At 71.7% G+C, this 21616-nt stretch carries 20 protein-coding genes; 4 read left to right on the forward strand and 16 right to left on the reverse strand.

Annotation, left to right across the window (positions count from 1 at the left end):
* Nucleotides 1-11: 11 nt before the first annotated feature.
* The 11 genes from nuoK to IE271_RS07960 are packed head-to-tail and all read right to left on the reverse strand — an operon-like array spanning nt 12 to nt 10997.
* The gene (gene nuoK / locus IE271_RS07910; protein WP_190189467.1) at nt 12-311 is read right to left on the reverse strand and encodes an NADH-quinone oxidoreductase subunit NuoK; all 300 of its coding nucleotides are present in this window, start codon (nt 309-311) and stop codon (nt 12-14) included.
* Nucleotides 308-1144, reverse strand: a complete 837-nt coding sequence (locus IE271_RS07915; protein ID WP_190189468.1) for an NADH-quinone oxidoreductase subunit J — start codon at nt 1142-1144, stop codon at nt 308-310. The genes nuoK and IE271_RS07915 overlap by 4 nt, the downstream gene beginning before the upstream one ends.
* Nucleotides 1141-1797 (reverse strand): NADH-quinone oxidoreductase subunit NuoI, encoded by a 657-nt coding sequence (nuoI, locus tag IE271_RS07920; protein ID WP_190189469.1) that lies wholly within the window; start codon nt 1795-1797, stop codon nt 1141-1143. The genes IE271_RS07915 and nuoI overlap by 4 nt, the downstream gene beginning before the upstream one ends.
* Nucleotides 1790-3187: an NADH-quinone oxidoreductase subunit NuoH gene (gene nuoH / locus IE271_RS07925; RefSeq protein WP_190189470.1), complete on the reverse strand. Its 1398-nt coding sequence runs from the start codon at nt 3185-3187 to the stop codon at nt 1790-1792. Before nuoH ends, nuoI begins: the two co-directional genes overlap by 8 nt.
* Entirely contained in the window at nt 3184-5697 is a 2514-nt protein-coding gene (locus tag IE271_RS07930; RefSeq protein WP_190189471.1) for an NADH-quinone oxidoreductase subunit G, read from the reverse strand. The genes nuoH and IE271_RS07930 overlap by 4 nt, the downstream gene beginning before the upstream one ends.
* Entirely contained in the window at nt 5694-7073 is a 1380-nt protein-coding gene (nuoF, locus tag IE271_RS07935) for an NADH-quinone oxidoreductase subunit NuoF (protein WP_190189472.1), read from the reverse strand. Before nuoF ends, IE271_RS07930 begins: the two co-directional genes overlap by 4 nt.
* Nucleotides 7073-7945, reverse strand: coding sequence for an NADH-quinone oxidoreductase subunit NuoE (gene nuoE, locus IE271_RS07940; RefSeq protein WP_190189473.1), 873 nt, complete (start codon nt 7943-7945; stop codon nt 7073-7075). Before nuoE ends, nuoF begins: the two co-directional genes overlap by 1 nt.
* Nucleotides 7942-9258: an NADH-quinone oxidoreductase subunit D gene (locus IE271_RS07945; RefSeq protein WP_190189474.1), complete on the reverse strand. Its 1317-nt coding sequence runs from the start codon at nt 9256-9258 to the stop codon at nt 7942-7944. Before IE271_RS07945 ends, nuoE begins: the two co-directional genes overlap by 4 nt.
* Nucleotides 9259-9313: 55 nt before the next feature.
* Nucleotides 9314-10054: an NADH-quinone oxidoreductase subunit C gene (locus tag IE271_RS07950; RefSeq protein ID WP_190189475.1), complete on the reverse strand. Its 741-nt coding sequence runs from the start codon at nt 10052-10054 to the stop codon at nt 9314-9316.
* Nucleotides 10051-10605 carry a NuoB/complex I 20 kDa subunit family protein gene (locus IE271_RS07955; RefSeq protein ID WP_016640165.1) on the reverse strand — a complete coding sequence of 185 codons (555 nt, stop codon included), beginning with the start codon at nt 10603-10605 and terminating at the stop codon, nt 10051-10053. The genes IE271_RS07950 and IE271_RS07955 overlap by 4 nt, the downstream gene beginning before the upstream one ends.
* Nucleotides 10606-10637: 32 nt before the next feature.
* A complete protein-coding gene (locus IE271_RS07960) occupies nt 10638-10997 on the reverse strand; it encodes an NADH-quinone oxidoreductase subunit A (protein WP_030572782.1) in 360 nt (119 codons plus the stop codon).
* A gap of 726 nt (nt 10998-11723) precedes the next feature.
* Between IE271_RS07960 and IE271_RS07965 the strand changes: the two genes are divergently transcribed.
* Nucleotides 11724-12572, forward strand: coding sequence for a C40 family peptidase (locus tag IE271_RS07965; RefSeq protein WP_190189476.1), 849 nt, complete (start codon nt 11724-11726; stop codon nt 12570-12572).
* 127 nt (nt 12573-12699) lie between these two features.
* On the opposite strand, the gene IE271_RS07970 is transcribed toward IE271_RS07965, so the two are convergent.
* Nucleotides 12700-13989: a geranylgeranyl reductase family protein gene (locus tag IE271_RS07970; protein ID WP_190189477.1), complete on the reverse strand. Its 1290-nt coding sequence runs from the start codon at nt 13987-13989 to the stop codon at nt 12700-12702.
* A gap of 70 nt (nt 13990-14059) precedes the next feature.
* Here IE271_RS07970 and IE271_RS07975 point away from each other — a divergent pair, with 70 nt between their 5' ends.
* Nucleotides 14060-14596, forward strand: a complete 537-nt coding sequence (locus tag IE271_RS07975; protein WP_190189610.1) for a GNAT family N-acetyltransferase — start codon at nt 14060-14062, stop codon at nt 14594-14596.
* Between the two features lie 208 nt (nt 14597-14804).
* Nucleotides 14805-15209, forward strand: coding sequence for a PASTA domain-containing protein (locus tag IE271_RS07980; protein ID WP_190189478.1), 405 nt, complete (start codon nt 14805-14807; stop codon nt 15207-15209).
* Nucleotides 15210-15314: 105 nt separating this feature from the next.
* Here IE271_RS07980 and IE271_RS07985 read toward each other — a convergent pair whose 3' ends face one another.
* The 4 genes from IE271_RS07985 to IE271_RS08000 all read right to left on the reverse strand — a co-directional run bounded on the left by IE271_RS07985 (nt 15315) and on the right by IE271_RS08000 (nt 20179).
* Nucleotides 15315-16010 carry a demethylmenaquinone methyltransferase gene (locus tag IE271_RS07985; RefSeq protein ID WP_190189479.1) on the reverse strand — a complete coding sequence of 232 codons (696 nt, stop codon included), beginning with the start codon at nt 16008-16010 and terminating at the stop codon, nt 15315-15317.
* 65 nt (nt 16011-16075) lie between these two features.
* Nucleotides 16076-17398: an acyltransferase family protein gene (locus tag IE271_RS07990; protein WP_229919190.1), complete on the reverse strand. Its 1323-nt coding sequence runs from the start codon at nt 17396-17398 to the stop codon at nt 16076-16078.
* Nucleotides 17398-19764, reverse strand: a complete 2367-nt coding sequence (locus IE271_RS07995) for a bifunctional polysaccharide deacetylase/glycosyltransferase family 2 protein (protein ID WP_190189480.1) — start codon at nt 19762-19764, stop codon at nt 17398-17400. The genes IE271_RS07990 and IE271_RS07995 overlap by 1 nt, the downstream gene beginning before the upstream one ends.
* A 19-nt stretch (nt 19765-19783) precedes the next feature.
* On the reverse strand, nt 19784-20179 hold the full coding sequence (locus IE271_RS08000) for a hypothetical protein (RefSeq protein WP_190189481.1): 396 nt from the start codon (nt 20177-20179) through the stop codon (nt 19784-19786).
* A 308-nt stretch (nt 20180-20487) separates the two neighbouring features.
* On the opposite strand from IE271_RS08000, the gene IE271_RS08005 reads away from it, so the two are divergent.
* Entirely contained in the window at nt 20488-21513 is a 1026-nt protein-coding gene (locus tag IE271_RS08005; RefSeq protein WP_190189482.1) for a chitinase, read from the forward strand.
* Nucleotides 21514-21616: the final 103 nt, after the last annotated feature.

A 21616-nucleotide genomic window follows, 5' to 3' on the forward strand; every position in this document is an offset into this window, starting at 1 on the left:
TTCAGCGCCCCTCAGAGCTTCATCAGGCCGGCGTCGTCGACCGAGGCCGAGTGGCGGGTACGGAACAGCGACACGATGATCGCGAGCCCGACCACGACCTCCGCGGCGGCGACGACCATCGTGAAGAAGGCGATGATCTGGCCGTCGAGGTTGCCGTGCAGTCGGGAGAAGGCGACGAGCGCGAGGTTGCAGGCGTTGAGCATCAGCTCGACGCACATGAAGACCACGATCGCGTTCCGCCTGATCAGTACGCCGGTGGCGCCGATGGTGAACAGCAGGGCGGCGAGGTAGAGGTAGTTGACGGGATTCACTTCGACGCCTCCTCGGCTCGCTCGGCGGGCCGGACCGCGCCGCGCCGCTCCAGGCGGTCGGCCGCCCGCTGCTCCAGGGCCCGCAGGTCGTTGATCGCGTCCTGCGACACGTCGCGGATCTGGCCGCGCTCGCGCAGCGTCTTGTTCACGGTCAGCTCGGACGGGGTGCCGTCCGGGAGGAGACCGGCGATGTCCACCGCGTTGTGCCGGGCGTAGACGCCCGGGGCGGGCAGCGGAGGCACCTGCCTGCCCTCGCGCACGCGCTGCTCGGCCAGCTCGCGCTGGGTCTTCGCGCGCTCGGTGCGCTCGCGGTGCGTGAGCACCATCGCGCCGACGGCGGCCGTGATCAGCAGGGCGCCGGTGAGCTCGAAGGCGAAGACGTACTTGGTGAAGATCAGCGCCGCCAGGCCCTCGACGTTGCCCCCGGCGTTGGCCTCGCCCAGGCCGTTGAACTCCGTCAGCGAGGCGTTGCCGATGCCCGCGATCAGCAGGATGCCGAAGCCGAGCCCGCACAGCAGGGCGAGCCAGCGCTGGCCCCTGATGGTCTCCTTCAGCGAGTCGGCCGCGGTGACGCCGACGAGCATGACCACGAAGAGGAACAGCATCATGATCGCGCCGGTGTAGACGACGATCTGCACGATGCCCAGGAAGTAGGCGCCGTTGGCGAGGTAGAACACCGCCAGGACGATCATGGTGCCGGCCAGGCAGAGCGCACTGTGCACGGCCTTCTTCATGAAGACGGTGCACAGGGCGCCGATCACCGCGACGGTGCCGAGGACCCAGAACTGGAAGGCCTCGCCGGTGGAGGTGGCGTAGGCCGCGATGTGCGTCATCGGCCGACCACCTTCTCCGAGGCGGGCTCCCCCGGACCGAAGTCGGAGGCGGCCTCCTGCGGCACCTCGCCCTTGGAGAGGGCGACCTGCCGGGTGGTGCCCGGCGCGGCCTCCGTCACCAGCCCGCGGTAGTAGTCCTGCTCGTCCGTGCCGGGGTGGATGGCGTGGGGGGTGTCGACCATGCCCTCCTCCAGACCGGCGAGCAGCTGCTCCTTGGTGTAGATGAGGTTCGCGCGGCTGGAGTCGGCCAGCTCGAACTCGTTCGTCATCGTCAGCGCGCGCGTGGGGCACGCCTCGATGCACAGCCCGCACAGGATGCAGCGGGCGTAGTTGATCTGGTAGACGCGGCCGTAGCGCTCGCCGGGCGAGTAGCGCTCCTCGTCGGTGTTGTCCGCGCCCTCCACGTAGATGGCGTCGGCGGGACACGCCCAGGCGCACAGCTCGCAGCCGACGCACTTCTCCAGGCCGTCCGGATGGCGGTTGAGCTGGTGCCGGCCGTGGAACCGCGGGGCGGTCGTCTTCGGCTGCTCCGGATACTGCTCGGTGAGCCGCTTCTTGAACATGGCCTTGAAGGTCACGCCGAAGCCGGCCACGGGGTTGAGGAAACCGGTGCCGGTCTCCTTGTGCTGCTCGTCGTGCTGCTCGTCAGCCATCGGACGCCTCCTTTCCGTCGTGCGATCCGCCCACGGGCCCGTCACTGTGAGTATCGCCCCCGCCACTGACAATGAGCTCCCGCTCCCGCTCCCGTCGCGGCCTGCGCCGCGGTACCGGCGGCAGCTCCTGCCCCGGCAGCGGCGGTACGGGGAACCCGCCCGCCATCGGGTCGAAGGCGGCCGGTCCGCCGGACGCCTCCTGCGCGTCCTTCCGGTCGCGGAAGAGGTCGGCCACGAAGGAGAGCAGCAGCAGGACCAGGACACCGCCGCCCACGTAGAGGGCGATGTCGGTGAAGTCGTAGTTCTCGTTGCGCAGGGTCCGGACGGTCGCCACGAGCATCAGCCACACCACGGAGACCGGGATCAGGACCTTCCAGCCGAGCTTCATCAGCTGGTCGTAGCGCACGCGCGGCAGCGTGCCGCGCAGCCAGATGAAGAAGAACAGCAGCAGCTGCACCTTCACCGTGAACCAGAGCATCGGCCACCAGCCGTGGTTGGCGCCCTCCCAGAAGGTGCTGACGGGCCACGGGGCCCGCCAGCCGCCCAGGAAGAGCGTCACCGACACCGCCGAGACCGTCACCATGTTCACGTACTCGGCGAGCATGAACATCGCGAACTTGATGGACGAGTACTCGGTGTTGAAGCCGCCGACCAGGTCGCCCTCGGACTCCGGCATGTCGAAGGGGGCGCGGTTGGTCTCGCCGACCATCGTCACGATGTAGATCAGGAACGACACCGGCAGCAGCAGCACGTACCAGCGGTCCTGCTGCTGGGCGACGATCTCCGAGGTCGACATCGAGCCCGAGTACAGGAACACCGAGGCGAACGCGGCGCCCATGGCGATCTCGTACGAGATCATCTGGGCGCACGAGCGCAGGCCGCCGAGCAGCGGGTAGGTGGAGCCGGAGGACCAGCCCGCGAGCACGATGCCGTAGATGCCGACCGAGGCGACCGCGAGGATGTAGAGCATCGCGATCGGCAGGTCGGTGAGCTGCATCGCGGTGCGCGTGCCGAAGATCGAGACCTCGTTGCCGGCCGGCCCGAAGGGGATCACGGCGATCGCCATGAAGGCGGGGATCGCGGCGACGATCGGCGCGAGGACGTAGACCACCTTGTCCGCGCGCCTGACGACGAGGTCCTCCTTGAGCATCAGCTTCACACCGTCGGCGAGCGACTGGAGCATGCCCCAGGGGCCGTGCCGGTTGGGGCCGATGCGCAGCTGCATCCAGGCGACGACCTTGCGCTCCCAGACGATGGAGAACAGCACGGTCACCATCAGGAAGGCGAAGCAGAACACCGCCTTGACCACGACCAGCCACCAGGGGTCGCGGCCGAACATGGAGAGGTCCTCCGCAGCCAGGTACGGGGACGCGGCGAGGTACGGGGTCATGCCTCCACCTCCTCGGGAGCCTCGGGGGCCCGGCCGGCGGGGGCCGCCGGGCCGATGCGGACGAGCGCGCCGGGCAGCGCGCCGGTGCCGGAGGCGACGCCCGTGCCCGCGGAGTTCAGCGGGAGCCACACCACGCGGTCGGGCATCTCCGTGATCTGCAGCGGGAGCACGACCGCTCCGGCGGGGCCGGTGACGGCCAGCGGCTCGCCGTCCGCGACGCCCGCCTCGGCGGCCGTGGCGGGCGACACGCGCGCGCGGGCGGCGTGCCGCGTCCCGGCGAGCGCCTCGTCGCCGTCCTGCAGGCGCCCCTGGTCGAGCAGCAGCCGGTGGCCGGCCAGGACCGCCTCCCCGGCGGCGGGCCGCGGCGGCTGGACCGCGCTCTCCAGCGGTTCCGTCGCCCGGGGACCGTCCCAGGTGCCGAGCCGGTCCAGCTCCGCGCGGACGGTGCGCAGGTCGGGCAGGCCCAGGTGCACGTCCATGGCGTCGGCGAGCATCTGCAGCACCCGGGCGTCGGTGGGCGCCAGGCGGCGGGTCATCTGGTCGGGCTTGAGGGCGGCCTCGAAGAGGCGGACCCGGCCCTCCCAGTTGAGGAAGGTGCCCGCCTTCTCGGCGACCGCGGCCACCGGCAGCACCACGTCGGCGCGTTCGGTGACCTCGCTCGGGCGCAGCTCCAGGGAGACCACGAAGCCCACCTCGTCGAGCGCCACGCGCGCGCGGGCCGGGTCGGGCAGGTCGGCGACCTCGACGCCCGCCACCACCAGGGCGCCCAGTTCGCCCGTGGCGGCGGCCTCGACGATCCGGCCGGTGTCGCGCCCGAAGCGGTGCGGCAGCGCGGCCACGTTCCAGACGGCGGCGACCTCGTCCCGCGCGCGCGGGTCGGTGGCCGGGCGCCCGCCCGGCAGCAGCGACGGCAGGGCGCCCGCCTCGACCGCGCCGCGCTCCCCGGCCCGGCGCGGGATCCACGCCAGGCGGGCGCCGGTCGCGGAGGCGGCCCGTACGGCGGCGGTGAGCCCGCCGGCGACACCGGCCAGCCGCTCGCCGACGACGATCACGGCGCCCTCGCCGCGCAGCGCCTCGGCGGCCCGCGCCCCGTCGCCCTCCAGGCCGACGCCGCTCGCGAGCGCGTCCAGCCACTCGGTCTCGGTGCCGGGCGCCGCGGGGAGCAGCGTGCCGCCCGCCTTCTCCAGGCCCCGGGTGGCGTACGTGGCCAGGGCGAAGGTCTGCTGCCCGTGCCCGCGCCAGGCCTTGCGCAGCCGCAGGAAGACGCCGGGCGCCTCCTCCTCCGCCTCGAACCCGACGAGCAGGACGGCGGGCGCCTTCTCCAGGAGGGCGTACGTCACGCCCGTGCTGTCGAGGTCCCTTCCGCGTCCGGCGACCCGGGCGGCGAGGAACTCGGCCTCCTCCTCGCTGTGCACGCGCGCGCGGAAGTCGATGTCGTTCGTGCCGAGCGCCACGCGCGCGAACTTGCTGTACGCGTAGGCGTCCTCGACGGTCAGCCGGCCGCCGGTCAGGACGCCCGCCCGGCCGCGGGCCGCCAGCAGCCCCCGGGCCGCCGCCTCCAGGGCCTCCGGCCAGGAGGCGGGTTCGAGGACGCCCTGCCCGTTGCGCACGAGGGGGGTCGTCAGCCGGTCCGGGCGCTGCGCGTACCGGAAGGCGAACCGGCCCTTGTCGCAGATCCACTCCTCGTTGACCTCGGGGTCGTCGGCGGCGAGCCGCCGCATGACCTTGCCGCGCCGGTGGTCGGTGCGGGTCGCGCAGCCGCCCGAGCAGTGCTCGCACACGCTCGGCGAGGAGACCAGGTCGAAGGGGCGCGAGCGGAAGCGGTACGCCGCCGAGGTGAGCGCGCCGACCGGGCAGATCTGGATGGTGTTCCCGGAGAAGTACGACTCGAAGGGGTCGCCCTCGCCGGTGCCGACCTGCTGCAGGGCGCCCCGCTCGACCAGCTCGATCATCGGGTCGCCCGCGATCTGGTTGGAGAAGCGGGTGCAGCGGGCGCACAGCACGCAGCGCTCGCGGTCGAGCAGCACCTGCGTGGAGATCGGCACCGGCTTCTCGTAGGTCCGCTTCCTCCCCTCGAAGCGGGACTCGGCGTTGCCGTGCGACATCGCCTGGTTCTGCAGCGGGCACTCGCCGCCCTTGTCGCAGACGGGGCAGTCCAGCGGGTGGTTGATGAGCAGCAGCTCCATCACCCCGTGCTGGGCCTTCTCCGCGACGGGCGAGGTGAGGTGCGTCTTGACGACCATCCCGTCCGTGCACGTGATCGTGCAGGACGCCATGGGCTTGCGCTGGCCCTCGACCTCCACGATGCACTGCCGGCAGGCGCCCGCCGGGGCGAGCAGCGGATGGTCGCAGAACCGGGGGATCTCGATGCCGAGCTGCTCGGCGGCCCGGATCACCAGGGTGCCCTTGGGCACGCTGATCCCGATGCCGTCGATGGTCAGCGAGACGAGGTCCTCCGGCGGGACCGCCGCCTCGCCGCCCCCGGAGGGAGCGCTCGTGGTCACCGTCATGCGTTCACCTCCGTGTGCCGGTCCGCCCAGGCGGTCGACCTGGCCGGGTCGAACGGGCAGCCGCCGCCCGTGATGTGCTGCTCGTACTCCTCGCGGAAGTACTTGAGCGAGGAGAAGATCGGCGAGGCGGCGCCGTCGCCGAGGGCGCAGAACGACTTGCCGTTGATGTTGTCGGCGATGTCGTTCAGCTTGTCGAGGTCGCTCATGGCGCCCTTGCCGGCCTCGATGTCGCGCAGCAGCTGCACCAGCCAGTACGTGCCCTCGCGGCAGGGCGTGCACTTGCCGCAGGACTCGTGGGCGTAGAACTCCGTCCAGCGCGTGACGGCGCGCACCACGCAGGTGGTCTCGTCGAAGCACTGCAGGGCCTTGGTGCCGAGCATGGAGCCGGCGGCGCCGACGCCCTCGTAGTCGAGCGGCACGTCGAGGTGCTCCTCGGTGAACATCGGCGTCGAGGACCCGCCCGGCGTCCAGAACTTCAGCCGGTGGCCGGGCCGGATCCCGCCGCTCATGTCGAGCAGCTGGCGCAGCGTGATGCCGAGCGGCGCCTCGTACTGGCCCGGGTTGGCGACGTGGCCGCTCAGCGAGTACAGCGTGAAGCCCGGGGACTTCTCGCTGCCCATCGAACGGAACCACTCCTTGCCCCGGTTGAGGATGGCGGGAACCGACGCGATCGACTCGACGTTGTTCACGACGGTGGGGCACGCGTACAGACCCGCGACGGCCGGGAAGGGGGGACGGAGTCGCGGCTGGCCGCGGCGGCCCTCGAGCGAGTCGAGCAGCGCGGTCTCCTCACCGCAGATGTACGCGCCCGCGCCCGCGTGCACGGTGACGTCGAGGTCGATCCCGCTGCCCAGGATGTCCTTGCCGAGGAAGCCCGCCTCGTAGGCCTCCCGCACGGCCTCGTGCAGTCTGCGCAGCACGGGGACGACCTCACCGCGCAGATAGACGAACGCGTGCTGCGAACGGATCGCGTAACAGGCGATCACGATGCCCTCGATGAGGCTGTGCGGGTTCGCGAAGAGGAGCGGGATGTCCTTGCAGGTCCCCGGCTCCGACTCGTCGGCGTTGACGACGAGATAGTGGGGCTTGCCGTCCCCCTGGGGGATGAACTGCCACTTCATGCCCGTCGGGAAGCCGGCGCCGCCGCGGCCGCGCAGTCCGGCGTCCTTGACGTAGGCGATGACGTCGTCGGGCGACATGGCGAGGGCCTTGCGCAGCCCCTCGTAGCCGTCGTGGCGGCGGTAGACGTCCAGCGTCCAGGACCCCTCCTGGTCCCAGAAGGACGACAGCACCGGCGCGAGCAGCTTCTCCGGGCTCGCCCCTCCTCCGTCCTCGCCGGGCCGGGAGGCGCCTCCGTACTCGGTGGACACGCTCATCACTCCCCCTCCTCGGCGGTCGGCTTCGCGGGGTGCGCGGGGTCTGAGGCCGCCGTGTCCTGCGGTGCGTCGTGCGAGCTGAGGTGCTCGGTCGGCGACGGGTCGTGCGGGGCGCCGCGCGGCGGCTCGCCGGTGGCCGCCGCGTCGCGCGGGTGGACCACGCGGGGGGCGGGCGTCTCCCCCTTGGCCAGCCGCAGGCCGATCAGCGAGGCCGGGCCCGCGCTGCCGCTCGCCTCGACGGCCCCGGGCCGCTCGTCGGGGAAGCCGGCCAGGATGCGGGCGGTCTCCTTGAAGGTGCACAGGGGGGCGCCGCGCGTGGGCTCGACGGGGGCGCCCGCGCGCAGGTCGTCGACCAGCCGCTTCGCGCTCTCGACGGTCTGGTTGTCGAAGAACTCCCAGTTGACCATCACGACGGGCGCGTAGTCGCAGGCCGCGTTGCACTCGATGTGCTCCAGGGTGACCTTGCCGTCGTCGGTGGTCCCGCCGTTGCCGACGCCGAGGTGCTCCTGGAGCGCGGAGAAGATCGCGTCGCCGCCCATCACCGCGCACAGCGTGTTGGTGCAGACGCCGACCTGGTAGTCGCCGCTGGGACCGCGCCGGTACATGGTGTAGAAGGTGGCGACCGCGGTCACCTCGGCCGTGGTCAGGCCGAGCACGTCGGCGCAGAACCGCATGCCGGTGCGCGTGACGTGGCCCTCCTCCGACTGCACCAGGTGCAGCATCGGCAGCAGCGCGGAGCGGGAGTCGGGATAGCGGGCGATGATCTCGCGCGCGTCCCGTTCGAGCCGGGCGCGGACGTCGTCCGGGTAGCCGGGCGCGGGCAGTTGCGGCATGCCCAGGCTGACGCCCTGCTCCGAGGAACTGGTGGTCACCGGTCGACGCCTCCCATCACGGGGTCGATGGACGCGACGGCGACGATGACGTCGGCGACCTGGCCGCCCTCGCACATCGCCGCCATGGCCTGCAGGTTGGTGAAGGACGGGTCGCGGAAGTGGACCCGGAAGGGGCGGGTGCCGCCGTCGGACACGGCGTGCACCCCGAGTTCGCCCTTGGGCGACTCCACGGCGGTGTACGCCTGGCCCGGCGGGACCCGGAAGCCCTCGGTCACGAGCTTGAAGTGGTGGATCAGGGCCTCCATGGAGGTGCCCATGATCTTCTTGATGTGGTCGAGCGAGTTGCCGAGTCCGTCCGGGCCGAGGGCCAGCTGGGCGGGCCAGGCGATCTTCTTGTCCTCGACCATGACCGGTCCGGGGCGCAGCCGGTCCAGGCACTGCTCGACGATCCGCAGCGACTGGCGCATCTCCTCCAGGCGGATGAGGAAGCGCCCGTACGCGTCGCAGGTGTCGGCGGTCGGGACGTCGAAGTCGTACGTCTCGTAGCCGCAGTACGGCTGGGCCTTACGCAGGTCGTGCGGGAGCCCGGCCGAGCGCAGGATCGGGCCGGTGACGCCGAGGGCCATGCAGCCGGCCAGGTCGAGGTGGCCGATGCCCTGCATGCGGCCCTTGAAGATGGGGTTCCCGGTGGCGAGCTTGTCGTACTCGCCGAGGTTCTTCTTCATCTTCTTCACGAACTCGCGGATGCGGTCCACCGCGCCGGGCGGCAGGTCCTGGGCGAGTCCGCCGGGCCGGATGTACGCGTGGTTCATCCGCAGCCCGGTGACCAGCTCGTAGATGTCGAGAATGAGTTCACGATCACGGAAGCCGTAGATCATGATGGTGGTCGCGCCCAGCTCCATGCCGCCGGTGGCGATGCACACCAGGTGGGAGGAGAGCCGGTTCAGCTCCATCAGCAGGACGCGGATGATCGACGCCCGGTCGGGTACCTGGTCCTCGATGCCGAGGAGCTTCTCGACCGCGAGGCAGTACGCCGTCTCGTTGAAGAACGACGTCAGGTAGTCCATCCGCGTCACGAAGGTGGTGCCCTGGGTCCACGTGCGGAACTCGAGGTTCTTCTCGATGCCGGTGTGCAGGTAGCCGATGCCGCAGCGGGCCTCGGTGACGGTCTCGCCCTCGATCTCCAGGATCAGACGGAGCACGCCGTGCGTGGACGGGTGCTGCGGGCCCATGTTGACGACGATGCGCTCGTCGTCGGCCCTGGCCGCGGACTGGACGACCTCGTCCCAGTCGCCTCCGGTGACCGTGTAGACGGTCCCCTCGGTGGTCTCGCGGGCGGTCGCGGACGTCATGACAGCCTCCCGTGGGGAGTCGTTGGGGGGCGGTGGCCGGGCGGGGGAAGGACGCTCATGAGTACGACCTCCGCTGATCCGGGGCCGGGATCTGGGCGCCCTTGTACTCGACGGGGATGCCGCCGAGGGGGTAGTCCTTGCGCTGCGGGTGGCCCTGCCAGTCGTCCGGCATCATGATCCGCGTCAGTGCCGGGTGGCCGTCGAAGACGATGCCGAAGAAGTCGTACGTCTCGCGCTCGTGCCAGTCGTTGGTCGGGTACACGGAGACCAGGGACGGGATGTGCGGATCGCCGTCGGGGGCACCGACCTCCAGGCGGATCAGCCGGTTGTGGGTGATCGAGCGCAGGTGGTAGACGGCGTGCAGCTCGCGGCCCTTGTCGCCCGGGTAGTGCACGCCGGAGACGCCGGTGCACAGCTCGAAGCGGAGCGCCGGGTCGTCGCGCAGGGTGCGGGCGACGCGCACCAGGTGCTCGCGCTCGATGTGGAAGGTGAGCTCGCCGCGGTCGACGACCGTCTTCTCGATGGCGTTCCCGGGGAGCAGGCCCTGCTCCTCCAGGGCGCCCTCCAGTTCGTCGGCGACCTCGTCGAACCAGCCGCCGTAGGGTCGGTTCGACGCCCCCGGGAGCCGGATGGAGCGGACCAGGCCGCCGTAGCCGGAGGTGTCGCCGCCGTTGTTCGCGCCGAACATGCCGCGCTGGACGCGGATCTCCTCGCCCCCCTCGCCGCGCTGCCCCGGGAGGTTCGAGGCGCCGAGGTCCTTCTCGGGGTTCGTGCCGTTGCCGTGTCCGTCGCTCACCGCAGCAGGCCCTTCATCTCGATGGTGGGCAGCGCCTTGAGCGCCGCCTCCTCCGCCTCGCGGGCCGCTTCCTCGGCGTTGACGCCGAGCTTCGAGGTCTGGATCTTTTGGTGCAGCTTGAGGATCGCGTCCATCAGCATCTCGGGCCGCGGCGGACAGCCGGGCAGGTAGATGTCCACGGGGACGACGTGGTCGACGCCCTGCACGATCGCGTAGTTGTTGAACATGCCGCCCGACGACGCGCAAACCCCCATGGAGATGACCCACTTGGGGTTCGGCATCTGGTCGTAGACCTGCCGCAGCACCGGCGCCATCTTCTGGCTGACCCGCCCGGCGACGATCATGAGGTCCGCCTGCCGCGGCGACCCGCGGAAGACCTCCATGCCGAAGCGCGCCAGGTCGTAGCGGCCCGCGCCGGTCGTCATCATCTCGATGGCGCAGCAGGCCAGGCCGAAGGTGGCGGGAAAGACGGACGACTTGCGCACCCACCCCGCGGCCTGCTCGACGGTGGTCAGCAGGAAACCGCTCGGCAGTTTTTCTTCCAGTCCCATGCTCAGTGGCTCCTCTGTCCCCTATGCGGGGTTCAGTCCCATTCCAGGCCGCCGCGCCGCCATACGTACGCGTACGCGACGAAGACGGTGAGCACGAAGAGCAGCATCTCCACGAGCCCGAAGACCCCCAGCGCGTCGAAGGAGACGGCCCAGGGGTAGAGGAAGACGATCTCGATGTCGAAGACGATGAAGAGCATCGCCGTCAGGTAGTACTTGATGGGGAAGCGCCCGCCGCCGGCCGGCGTGGGGGTCGGCTCGATACCGCACTCGTAGGCCTCGAGCTTCGCCCGGTTGTAGCGCTTCGGACCGACAAGCGTGGCCATCACCACGGAGAAGATCGCGAAGCCTGCCCCGAGGGCTCCCAGTACGAGGATGGGCGCGTACGCGTTCACCGCTCCTCGCTCCCTTCAGTCGGCACTGACTGCTGGCGGTTGCAGTGGACTCGCGCCCGTCCCACGAGGCGCACGCGCTCCGCGCGGCTCGCCGAAGATCGCGCACATGTGAAGCAGGTCACAAGCCCAACTGCCCCGCATCTTATGCCTGCCGGTCTGTGATCTGCGACACGGGGGTCACGAACGTCTTTGTGATCTCCACCACCCGCAGCGCGGTCCGACGGTCATATGAGTGACGATCTTCGTACGCCTGGCGTCCAAGCGATCACTTCCGGTGACATTTTCGCTCGTCAAAGCCCTGGAGCGGAGCCGTTGCATTATCAAGAGCCAGCACGCTCAGGCAAATTGGCGATGGACGCCATCTCTTGATAATGGGCCCATTCGCGCACGAGGGGGAGTTGGGCGGACAAGTGGGGACGGAACACACCGCGTGCATCCGTTCACGAACGACGCGCACCCTCCGCGCCGTGCGCGCGAGACGCCTCCGCAGTGGTGACCGTTCCGTGACCTCCGTCACGTCGGACCCTCGGCCACAGAAACCGGGCTTGGCCACCGAGCCCAACAGGTGGTAGGTCGCGGGCAATTCGGGCGTATTGCGGAAACACCATGATCACGGGCTTGATCAACTCTGTCCGCATTGCCCGTTACGGCGTCAGTCCGGTCCTGCGGACCCGGATTTCGGCCATCGGTTGAACAACTGTGGCGGACCACACGTTTCTTGAAGGTATGGAGGACCCCCTGGTACCGCTTGTACTCATGTCCCACACCGCTCACATACGCAGCCACCGGAAGCCCCGGCGCAGCAACTCCAAGCTCGCCGTGCGGGCAGGAGTTGCCGGTGGCGTTCTCAGCACCCTGGCAGTGGCGGGTGCGTCCGGTTCGGCGAGTGCCGCCGACGCCGAGCCCGTGACGCAGACCCTCGAACTGCCGGCCCTGACGGCCGACATCTCGGCCCAGGTGGCCCAGTCGGCGGCCGCCACCCAGCAGGCCGCGGCCGACTACCAGCTCCGGGCCGAGCGCGACGCGGCCGCCGCCAAGGCGGCCAGGCAGGCCGAGAAGGACCTCGCGGAGGCGAAGGCGAAGGCCGAGGCCAAGAAGAAGGCGGAGGCCAAGGCCGAGCGCGAGGCCGCCGAGCAGGCCGCCTCCCGCTCCGCCGAGCGGACCACGCTCACCACCACCGCCACGGCGGCGGCCTCCGACACCGTCGCCGCCCCGGCGGGCGGCAGTGTCGGGACGGTCATCGCCTTCCTCAAGGCACAGGTGGGCGACGCCTACGTCATGGGCGGCACCGGCCCGAACTCATGGGACTGCTCGGGCCTCGTCCAGGCCGCGTTCAGGCAGGTCGGCGTCGACCTGCCGCGCGTCTCCGGGGCCCAGTCGACGGCCGGCACCCCGGTCTCCCTGTCCAACCTCCAGGTCGGCGACATCCTCTACTGGGGTTCGGCCGGCTCGGCGTACCACGTGGGCGTCTACATCGGGAACGGCCAGTACCTCGACGCCGCCAACCCCTCCAAGGGCGTGGTGATCCAGGACCTGTCGGGCTACCCGGCGACGGGCGCGGTGCGCGTGCTCTGACCCCTCCGGGTCGCGGGCGCACGGCACGAGAACACGGCAGGAGGGCCGCTTCCCGGGGGAGCGGCCCTCCTGCCGTCGCCGTGCGCGGGGTCCGTGCGCGCACGGACCCCGCGCACGGACCGCCGGGTCAGGCCTTCGGGGCCACCTTGCTCAGGCCGTTGATGATGCGGTCCATCGCGTCGCCGCCCGTCGGGTCGGTGAGGTTGGCGAGCATCTTCAGCGTGAACCTCATCAGCAGCGGGTGGGTCAGGCCCCGCTGGGCGGCGATCTTCATGACCTTCGGGTTGCCGATGAGCTTCACGAAGGCGCGGCCCAGCGTGTAGTACCCGCCGTAGGTGTCCTTGAGGATCTTCGGGTAGCCCTGCAGGGCCAGCTCGCGCTGGGCCGGGGTCGCGCGGGCGTGGGCCTGCACGATGACGTCGGCGGCGATCTGCCCCGACTCCATGGCGTACGCGATGCCCTCGCCGTTGAAGGGGTTCACCAGGCCGCCCGCGTCGCCGACCAGCAGCAGGCCCTTGGTGTAGTGCGGCTGGCGGTTGAACGCCATCGGCAGGGCGGCGCCGCGGATCGGGCCCGTCATGTTCTCCGGCGTGTAGCCCCACTCCTCGGGCATCGAGGCGCACCAGGCCTTGAGCACCTCGCGCCAGTCCAGCTCCTTGAAGGACTCGGAGGTGTTGAGGACGCCGAGGCCCACGTTGGAGGTGCCGTCGCCCATGCCGAAGACCCAGCCGTAGCCGGGCAGCAGGCGGTCCTCGCCGGGGCCGCGCCGGTCCCACAGCTCCAGCCACGACTCCAGGTAGTCGTCGTCGTGGCGCGGGGAGGTGAAGTACGTGCGGACCGCGACGCCCATCGGGCGGTCCTCACGGCGGTGCAGGCCCATCGCGAGGGACAGCCGCGTGGAGTTGCCGTCGGCGGCCACGACGAGCGGGGCGTGGAAGGTGACCTCGCGCTTGTCGTCACCCAGCTTGGCGTGCACGCCGGTGATGCGGCCCGTACGGTCGTCGACGACCGGGCCGCTCACGTTGCACCGCTCGTACAGCCGCGCGCCCGCCTTCTGCGCCTGGCGCGCCAGCTGCTCGTCGAAGTCGTCGCGCTTGCGGACGAGTCCGTAGTCGGGGTAAGAGGCGAGATCCGGCCAGTCGAGCTGGAGCCGGACGCCGCCGCCGATGATGCGCAGGCCCTTGTTGCGCAGCCAGCCCGCCTCCTCGGAGATGTCGATGCCCATGGCGACGAGCTGCTTGACGGCGCGCGGGGTCAGGCCGTCGCCGCACACCTTCTCGCGCGGGAAGGCGGTCTTCTCCAGGAGCAGGACGTCGAGGCCCGCCTTGGCGAGGTGGTACGCGGTGGTGGAACCGGCTGGTCCGGCCCCGACGACGATCACATCGGCGGTGTGTTCGGAGAGGGGCTCGGTCGTCACGGCGGGTTCTCCCCAGACTCGAAATCTGCGTGCTGACGGGCACTGGACATGGGCAGTCTATGCAGCGGTACTGGTCGACCGGCTGAAGGGCTGCCCCGTGACGAAACGAGCGCTTCCGGCAGTACGCCTGCGTGTCCCCACCCACGAGGACGCCTTCGCCTGGCACGAGGTCTTCGCCGACCCGGACGTCATGGAGTTCCTCGGCGGCCGGCCGGCGGAGCTGTCGGTGTACATGGAGCTGACCGCGCGCCAGCGCCGGCACGACGCCGAACTGGGCCACTGCCTGTGGACGCTGCTCGACGAGGAGGACCGGGTCGTCGGCTTCACGGGCGCGCAGCCGTGGCCGCACGAGTGGGGTCCGGCGGGCGAGACCGAGATCGGCTGGCGGCTGGGCCGGGGGTACTGGGGCAAGGGGTACGTCACCGCCGCCGCGCTCACCGCGCTGGACCGGCTGCGGGCGGCGGGCGTCAAGGACGTGGTGGCGATGGTCGACGCGCGCAACGAGCGTTCCGCCGCGGTCGCCCGCCGCCTGGGCATGGAGCCGGCCGAGACGCTGACCGCACCGCGCTCGCGGCGGCCGGTGCGCTGCTACCGGCTGGCGCTCTGAGGCCGGCGTGCTGCTGCCGGTCGTCGCTCCGGGGCCGGTGCGTCGCTGCCGGCCGGCGCTCCGAGGCCGGCGCGGCGCGCTCCCCGGGCGGATCCGGCCGGTCTGCTTCCGGCCCCACCGGTTCCGGGCGGTGCCGTACGGGTACCCGACGACTTCCGGCAGGTACCCGTCAGGACTTGGCCTGCCGGCACCGCTGGGGGTGACATCTGTGCGCATAACACCCAAGACACCCGAAGTACGGGTGCCGAAGCTGGTCGGCCTGATGGCCGCGGACGCACGCGAGGCGGCGGAGGCGGGCGGGGTGCAGCTCTCCGCGCCCGACCGGCCCGACTTCCACGGGACCGTCGTCGACCACGTCGTACGGCAGTACCCGCCGTCCGGCGTCGAGGTGCCGCGCGGCGCCGTGGTCACCGTGTGGTTCGACTTCGGGGAGGGCGAGGGCGACGGGGGCGCGGGCGTGCACGAGCCGCGGCGGCCCGGTCCGGAGCCGGGCGGCGTGCTCCGCGAACTCGACGAACCGCCGGCCGTCCCGGAGGGCCCGCTCCCGCCGTCCGGTCCGGAGGGCCCGGACGGCCCGAAGGACCCGGACGACCCGGTCCCGGTGGCCGGCTAGCGGCCCTCCCCGGCACGGGACGCGCGGTCCCGTGCCGGGGGGATCGGGGGCGTCCCCCGGCCGGAACGGGGTCGGAGGCGTCCCCGGCCGCCCGGGGCGTCTCCGTCAGTCCTGCTTGAAGCCCCGGTGCAGGGCGACGATGCCGCCGGTGAGGTTGCGCCAGGCCACCTTCGACCAGCCGGCCCCGCGCAGCCGCTCGGCGAGTTCGGGCTGGGCGGGCCAGGAGCGGATGGACTCGGCGAGGTAGACGTAGGCGTCGGGGTTGGAGGAGACCGCGCGGGCGACCGGCGGCAGCGCGCGCATCAGGTACTCGGTGTAGACGGTGCGGAACGGCGTCCACGTCGGGTGCGAGAACTCGCAGATCACGATCCGCCCGCCGGGCCGGGTGACGCGGTACAGCTCGCGCAGCGCCGTGTCGGTGTCCTGCACGTTGCGCAGGCCGAAGGAGATCGTCACCGCGTCGAAGGTGTCGTCGCGGAACGGCAGCCTCGTGGCGTCGCCCGCCGTGAACGGCAGCCAGGACCGCCGCCTCTTGCCGACCTGGAGCATGCCGAGGGAGAAGTCGCACGGCACCACGTAGGCGCCGGTGCGGGCGAAGGGCAGCGAGGAGGTGCCCGTGCCGGCGGCGAGGTCGAGGACCTTCTGCGCGGGGCGCGCGTCGACCGCCCTCGCGACCTCCCTGCGCCACAACCGGTCCTGGCCGAGGGACAGCACGTCGTTGGTGAGGTCGTACCGTTCCGCCACGTCGTCGAACATCGAGGCGACTTCGTGCGGCTGCTTGTCCAGGGATGCGCGGGTCACGGTCCCCATTGTGGCAGGACGGGCCGGACGCCCGGCAGGCGCCCGGCCCGTACCGCGGCACGGGTTCACCGGGGCAGCAGACGCGGCTTCCTGCGCGCCGCCACGTCCTCCACCCAGCCGGCGAGCGGCACGACCGCCGCGATCAGCACCCAGCCGACGCCGAACAGGAACCACTGGCTCTCCAGCGGCAGGTACCTCTCGAAGGCCGGCACGTCCCAGAACGTGTCGATCAGCGGCACCGCCAGGATCAGCGCGATCTCGTGCCAGAGGTAGAGCGTCACGGCCCGCGCGTTGAAGACCGTCACGGCCCGGTCCAGCCACCGCACGCGCGCCAGGCCCGCGAAGTCGACCGCGAACCGCTCCTTGGCGTACATCAGCAGCGTCACGAAGCCCGCCGAGAAGAACGCCTGGGCGAGCGGGATGTCGTCCAGGTCGTAACCGCCGTACTCCCCCTGGTGCGCGAACGCGTACCACGCGCCGTACGCGAGGGCCGCGAGCGACAGCGGCGCCACCGCCGCCGGGCGCCACCGCCGCAGCAGCCCGTCGCGGTGCGCGAAGCCGAGCAGCCAGCAGAAGAGGTAGGTGGCGAGGTCGGTGAGCGCGCTGCCGAGCCGGCCGTCCGGCGGCTGCCACACGTACCGGAACACCACGGCCGGCGCCAGGGAGGCCAGCAGCACGGGCCCGGGCGCCAGGCGGAAGAGGCGCAGCAGGAGCGGCGAGAGCAGCACGAACCACAGGTACGTCCGCAGGTACCAGAGGATCTCCCAGGCCTGCTCGCCCCAGGCGCTGCCCGGCGGATCGCCGAGCGGCACCGCCCAGAACACGATCCGCCGGTCCGGCACCCAGCCGTGGACCAGCATGGCGAGCACCACGAAGAAGCCCCAGAACCACAGCGGCGGCAGCAGCCGGCGCAGCCGGCTCCTGATCACCTTGCCCGCGGGCCGCTCCAGCGACTTCGCCATCAGGGTGCCGGCCAGCGCGAACATGACGCCCATGGAGGGGAACACCATGCCCGCCCACGGCCAGCCGAAGGTGTGGTACGTGACGACCCGGACCAGTGCGACGGCGCGCAGCACGTCGAAGTAGCGGTCCCGGCCGCCCTTCCCCGCCGGCTCCGCCCGCTCCGGTTCCGGTTCCGGCTCCCGCTCCGGGGGCGCCTCCCGGACCGGTTCCGGTCGGGGCTCCGCCCCGGCCACCGGCGGCGGGACCGTGGTCCCGGCGTACGGCTCCGGCTCGTACACGCCGTACGTACCGTGCATGCCGTGCGTGCCGTGCGTCTGCGGATACGGGCCGTACGCCTGCCCGGTCCCGTCGTACGGGCCGTACGACGGGACCGGGGGATGCGGATCGTACGGCTCGTACGGCTGCGGCTCCGTGCCCCGGGCCATCAGTTCGCCCCGGCCGGGGTGCCGACCTCGCCGGTGCGCTTGAGCTTCTGCCAGCGCAGGCGGCCGCCGGTCAGCGCGGTGACGCAGGAGTGGATGAGGACGAGGTACATCATCTGCCGGTAGGCGAGCTGCTGGAGCGGCATCATCAGCAGGTGGCGGTACCGCTCGCGGTCGAGCCGGAACGCGTAGGCCGCGCACACGAGCTGGACCGCCAGCACCGCCAGCCAGGCGAGCAGGGACGCCCTGAAGTCGACGAAGACCATCGCGTAGACCGTGAACACGTCGATCAGCGGCGCGAACACCGGCGTGACGATCTGGAACAGCACCACCAGCGGCATGCCCACCCGGCCGAAGCGGCCCGAGGGCCCCTTGTCCGTCAGCGACCCGCGGTGCTTCCACAGGGCCTGCATCGTGCCGTACGACCAGCGGTAGCGCTGGCTCCACAGCTGCTTGAGCGAACCGGGCGCCTCCGTCCAGGCCCTGGCGTGCTCCTGGTAGACCACGCGCCACCCGGCGCGGTGCAGCGCGATGGTGATGTCGGTGTCCTCGGCGAGCGTGTCCTCGCTCATGCCGCCGGCCTCCAGCACGGCCTCCCGGCGGAACGCGCCGATCGCGCCCGGGATGGTGGGCATGCAGCGCAGCAGGTCGTACATGCGGCGGTCGAGGTTGAAGCCCATCACGTACTCGATGTGCTGCCAGGCGCCGATGACCGTCCTCCGGTTGCCGACCTTGGCGTTGCCCGCGACCGCGCCGACCTCCGGGTCCGCGAAGGGCTGCACGAGGTGGCGGACGGTGTCCGGCTCGAAGACGGTGTCGCCGTCCATCATCACGACGATGTCGTGACCGGCGTGGCGCACGCCGTTGTTCAGGGCGGCCGGCTTGCCCGCGTTCTCCTGCCGGACGACGCGGACGTTGGGCAGCCCCAGCGACTCGGCGATCTCGGCGGTGCCGTCGGTCGAGCCGTCGTCCACGACGATGATCTCGATGGGGTGCGTGCTGCGCGCCAGGGAACCGAGGGTGTTGGCGATGCACTCCTTCTCGTTGTACGCGGGCACGATCACGCTCACCGGGCGGGTGACCGGAGGCCCCCACGAGAAGCGGCGCTTGTTGCGCTTGCGGTGGTGCCGGCGGGCCAGGACCAGCATCATCCCGAAGCGGGCCAGGACGGCGACGCCGACGACCCCGAGGCCCGTGGCGAGTCCTGGCACGGTCCACTCGGCCACGGCGACGGCCGCGACCAGCGCCTTGCCCTCGTACAGCGTCGTGCCGGTGGCCTCGCGGTGCGCGGCCTGGAGCGCGGAGCCGGCGGAACCCGCCCCGCCGCCCTGGCCGTCCCGACCGCCGGGCGGTGCGCCAGCCGGGGCCCCGGTGTCCGCCCGCTCGCCGTCCGCCTGCCCGGTGCCCGCGTCGTCCGTACCGTCGGCGGTGTCGGCGGTGTCCGCACCGTCCGTACCGCTCGCGGCGGACGTGCCCGCGGCCCGGCCGTCGGCGGCCTGCTGGGCGCCGCTGACCGTGGTGAAGGTGTAGCCCTTCGCCTTCATCCTCTCGATGTAGGTGCCGAGCGCCTTCACCGTCTGCGCGCGGTCGCCGCCCGCGTCGTGGAAGAGCACCACGGCGCCCTCGCCGTCCTCCGGCGTGGCCCATTTGATGATCTTGGAGACGCCGGGCCTCTTCCAGTCGTCGCTGTCGGTGTCGACGAAGACGCTGGTGTAGCCCTGCTCGCCGAGCTTCTGGTAGACGGGCCAGCTGTAGTTGTCGATGGCGTCCGTCTCCGAGGAGTACGGGGCGCGGAACAGCGTCGTCGTGATGCCCGCGGCGCCCGCGAGCGCGAGCTGCGTCTGCTCGATCTCCCGGGTGATCCGGGCGTCGCTCTGGTACGACAGGTCGACGTGCGTGAAGGTGTGGATGCCCACCTCGTTGCCCTGGTCGACCAGGTTCCTCACGATGCCCGGGTAGCGCGAGACCATCGAGCCGACCAGGAAGAAGGTGCCCGGCACGTCGTGCTCCTCCAGCACCTTCAGCACCTGCGGGGTCCAGGTCGGGTCGGGGCCGTCGTCGAAGGTGAGCACGATGGTCCTGTCCGGCGCGGACCCGTTCTGCGCCTCGCCGCCCGGGAAGGACAGGATCGGCCCGCCCTCCAGGACGTCGTCGGGGACGTCGCCGGAGCCGGCGCCGGTGCGCACGCGCTCGTCGCCGCCGACCTCGGCACGCAGATAGCCGTCGAGCAGCATCACGCTGGTCAGCGCGAGCAGCAGGAGCAGGGCGAGGATGACGCGCGGCCGCTGCAGCGCCGCGGCGCGGCCCGCGGCCCGCTCCATCCGGGTGGGTGCGCGGCGGCGGCCGCGCGGGGACGTCGTCGTGGTCATGAGTGCGGCTGCCCCCGGCTCAGTCGGCGTCGGCGGCCGCGGAGGCGGACGCCGGGGCGGTGGGGGCGGTGGACGGCGCGGCGCCCGTGGGCGCGCCCGACGGCGGGGTGCCGGTGGGCCGCGCGGGCGGGGTGCCGTCGCCGGGGACCGCGTTCCGCGCGCCGTCCGGACCGCCGCCGGCGAACGGCAGGAGCGAGGAGGGGGCGAGGGAGGTCCCGAAGCCCATGAAGGCCATGCCCAGCACGGCCGCGTACCCGAGACAGACGATGCCGACGAGGGTGCCGATCCGGCGCAGCAGCCTGGCCCGGCGCCCGGAGTTGTCGACGAAGACGGGGCCTTCTTCAGGCCCGTTGCCGCGTTTGCGGCGGCGGCCGCGCACGACCGCGCGGTTTTCGATGGCAGGCTCGGAATGCATTCCCCGGATATTAGGACGGCTTTATGTGGCGTCCTCCCCTGCTTTCATGTGAGGCGGCTTTGAGAAACGCCCGGACCTGTCCTTTCCCTTTGAGAATGCCAGCCGCACGACATCTCCGCAGGTCACCGAGGAGGTACCGAACACCCTGCCCAAGGCGGCGAATTAAGGATTTCCACCCGCCCGCACCCGTGCACCTCCTGTAGGTTTGCTGTCCGCACGGACCCCAGCCGGATGTGAGACATTCCCACTCCGGAAACACGCTTTGTTTCCGTGCCGAGACAGAAATCACGAGAGCGGGTGCATGCGCGATGAGGAGTTTCCTGAGGCCGGCCGCCGGGCTCGTCTGTCTGGCGGCGCTGGCGTGCGCGGGCTGCTCCGCCGGCCCGGACGGCTCCTCGGACGCCGCGCCCGCGCGGTCCCCGGCCCCCTCCGCGACCACCGCGCAGGGGGCGGCGCCGAGCACCTCGTACGCCCCGTACGTGAGCGCCACCACCGCCTCCGCCAACGACGACGCGGGCTCGCCGGCGGCCTACAACCTGGCGTTCGTGATCGCGGACGGCGGTGACTGCACGCCGAAGTGGAACGGGACGTACGCCGTCGACGACCCGGACGTGAAGGAGCGCGTCGAGGCCCTGAAGGAGTCCGGCGCCTCGGTGCGCGTCTCCTTCGGCGGCGCGTCCGGCGACGAACTCGCCGCGGCCTGCGACAGCGCGGACGGCCTCGCGGACGCCTACGCCGCGGCGCTCGACGCCGCCGGGACCGACCTGGCGGACTTCGACATCGAGGGCGACGAGCTGGCCGACTCCGGCTCGGTCGCGCTGCGCTCGGAGGCGATCGCCGCGCTGCAGGAGGAGCGTTCGGACCTGTCGGTCTCCTTCACCCTGCCGGTCATGCCGTCCGGCCTGGACGACGACGGCCTGGCGCTGCTGGAGTCCGCCAACGACCACGGCGTGCAGGTCTCCACCGTCAACGTCATGACGATGAACTACGGCAGTTCGTACGACGGTGACATGGGCGACTACGCGGTCACCTCGGCGAAGGCCGCGCACGACCAGCTCCGGGACGTCTTCGGGCTCTCCTCTGCGGGTGCCTGGAAGGGGCTCGCGCTGACCTCGATGATCGGCGTGAACGACGTCGACGGCGAGACGTTCACGCTTCAGGACGCCGCGCAGGTCCGGGCGTTCGCCGAGGAGAAGGGGATCGCCTGGGTCTCCCTGTGGTCCGCGTTCCGCGACCAGCGGTGCGACGACGACGCGTCCTCCGACGACGCGGCGACGGACTGCAGCGGGGTGGAGCAGGAGGCGGGGGCGTTCGCGGAGGCGTTCTCGGGCTGATCCACCGCGTCGGCGAAGGCCCCCGATCGAGCCCTCGCGTCGGGGGAGGTGCCCACGGGCCGGGCCGCCGCGTGCGCGGTCCGGCCGGAGTCGTTCCCGGTTC

Origin of the sequence: Streptomyces minutiscleroticus (assembly GCF_014650875.1) — a bacterium.
GTDB lineage: Bacteria > Actinomycetota > Actinomycetes > Streptomycetales > Streptomycetaceae > Streptomyces > Streptomyces minutiscleroticus.

Excerpts from the sequence above, each read along its gene's own strand:
- IE271_RS07915 (WP_190189468.1), bottom strand. The coding sequence starts at position 1,144 with ATGACGCACATCGCGGCCTACGCCACCTCCACCGGCGAGGCCTTCCAG.
- nuoI (WP_190189469.1), bottom strand. The coding sequence starts at position 1,797 with ATGGCTGACGAGCAGCACGACGAGCAGCACAAGGAGACCGGCACCGGT.
- nuoH (WP_190189470.1), bottom strand. The coding sequence starts at position 3,187 with ATGACCCCGTACCTCGCCGCGTCCCCGTACCTGGCTGCGGAGGACCTC.
- IE271_RS07930 (WP_190189471.1), bottom strand. The coding sequence starts at position 5,697 with ATGACGGTGACCACGAGCGCTCCCTCCGGGGGCGGCGAGGCGGCGGTC.
- nuoF (WP_190189472.1), bottom strand. The coding sequence starts at position 7,073 with ATGAGCGTGTCCACCGAGTACGGAGGCGCCTCCCGGCCCGGCGAGGAC.
- IE271_RS07945 (WP_190189474.1), bottom strand. The coding sequence starts at position 9,258 with ATGACGTCCGCGACCGCCCGCGAGACCACCGAGGGGACCGTCTACACG.
- IE271_RS07955 (WP_016640165.1), bottom strand. The coding sequence starts at position 10,605 with ATGGGACTGGAAGAAAAACTGCCGAGCGGTTTCCTGCTGACCACCGTC.
- IE271_RS07965 (WP_190189476.1), top strand. The coding sequence starts at position 11,724 with ATGGAGGACCCCCTGGTACCGCTTGTACTCATGTCCCACACCGCTCAC.
- IE271_RS07990 (WP_229919190.1), bottom strand. The coding sequence starts at position 17,398 with ATGGCCCGGGGCACGGAGCCGCAGCCGTACGAGCCGTACGATCCGCAT.
- IE271_RS07995 (WP_190189480.1), bottom strand. The coding sequence starts at position 19,764 with ATGACCACGACGACGTCCCCGCGCGGCCGCCGCCGCGCACCCACCCGG.
- IE271_RS08000 (WP_190189481.1), bottom strand. The coding sequence starts at position 20,179 with ATGCATTCCGAGCCTGCCATCGAAAACCGCGCGGTCGTGCGCGGCCGC.
- IE271_RS08005 (WP_190189482.1), top strand. The coding sequence starts at position 20,488 with ATGAGGAGTTTCCTGAGGCCGGCCGCCGGGCTCGTCTGTCTGGCGGCG.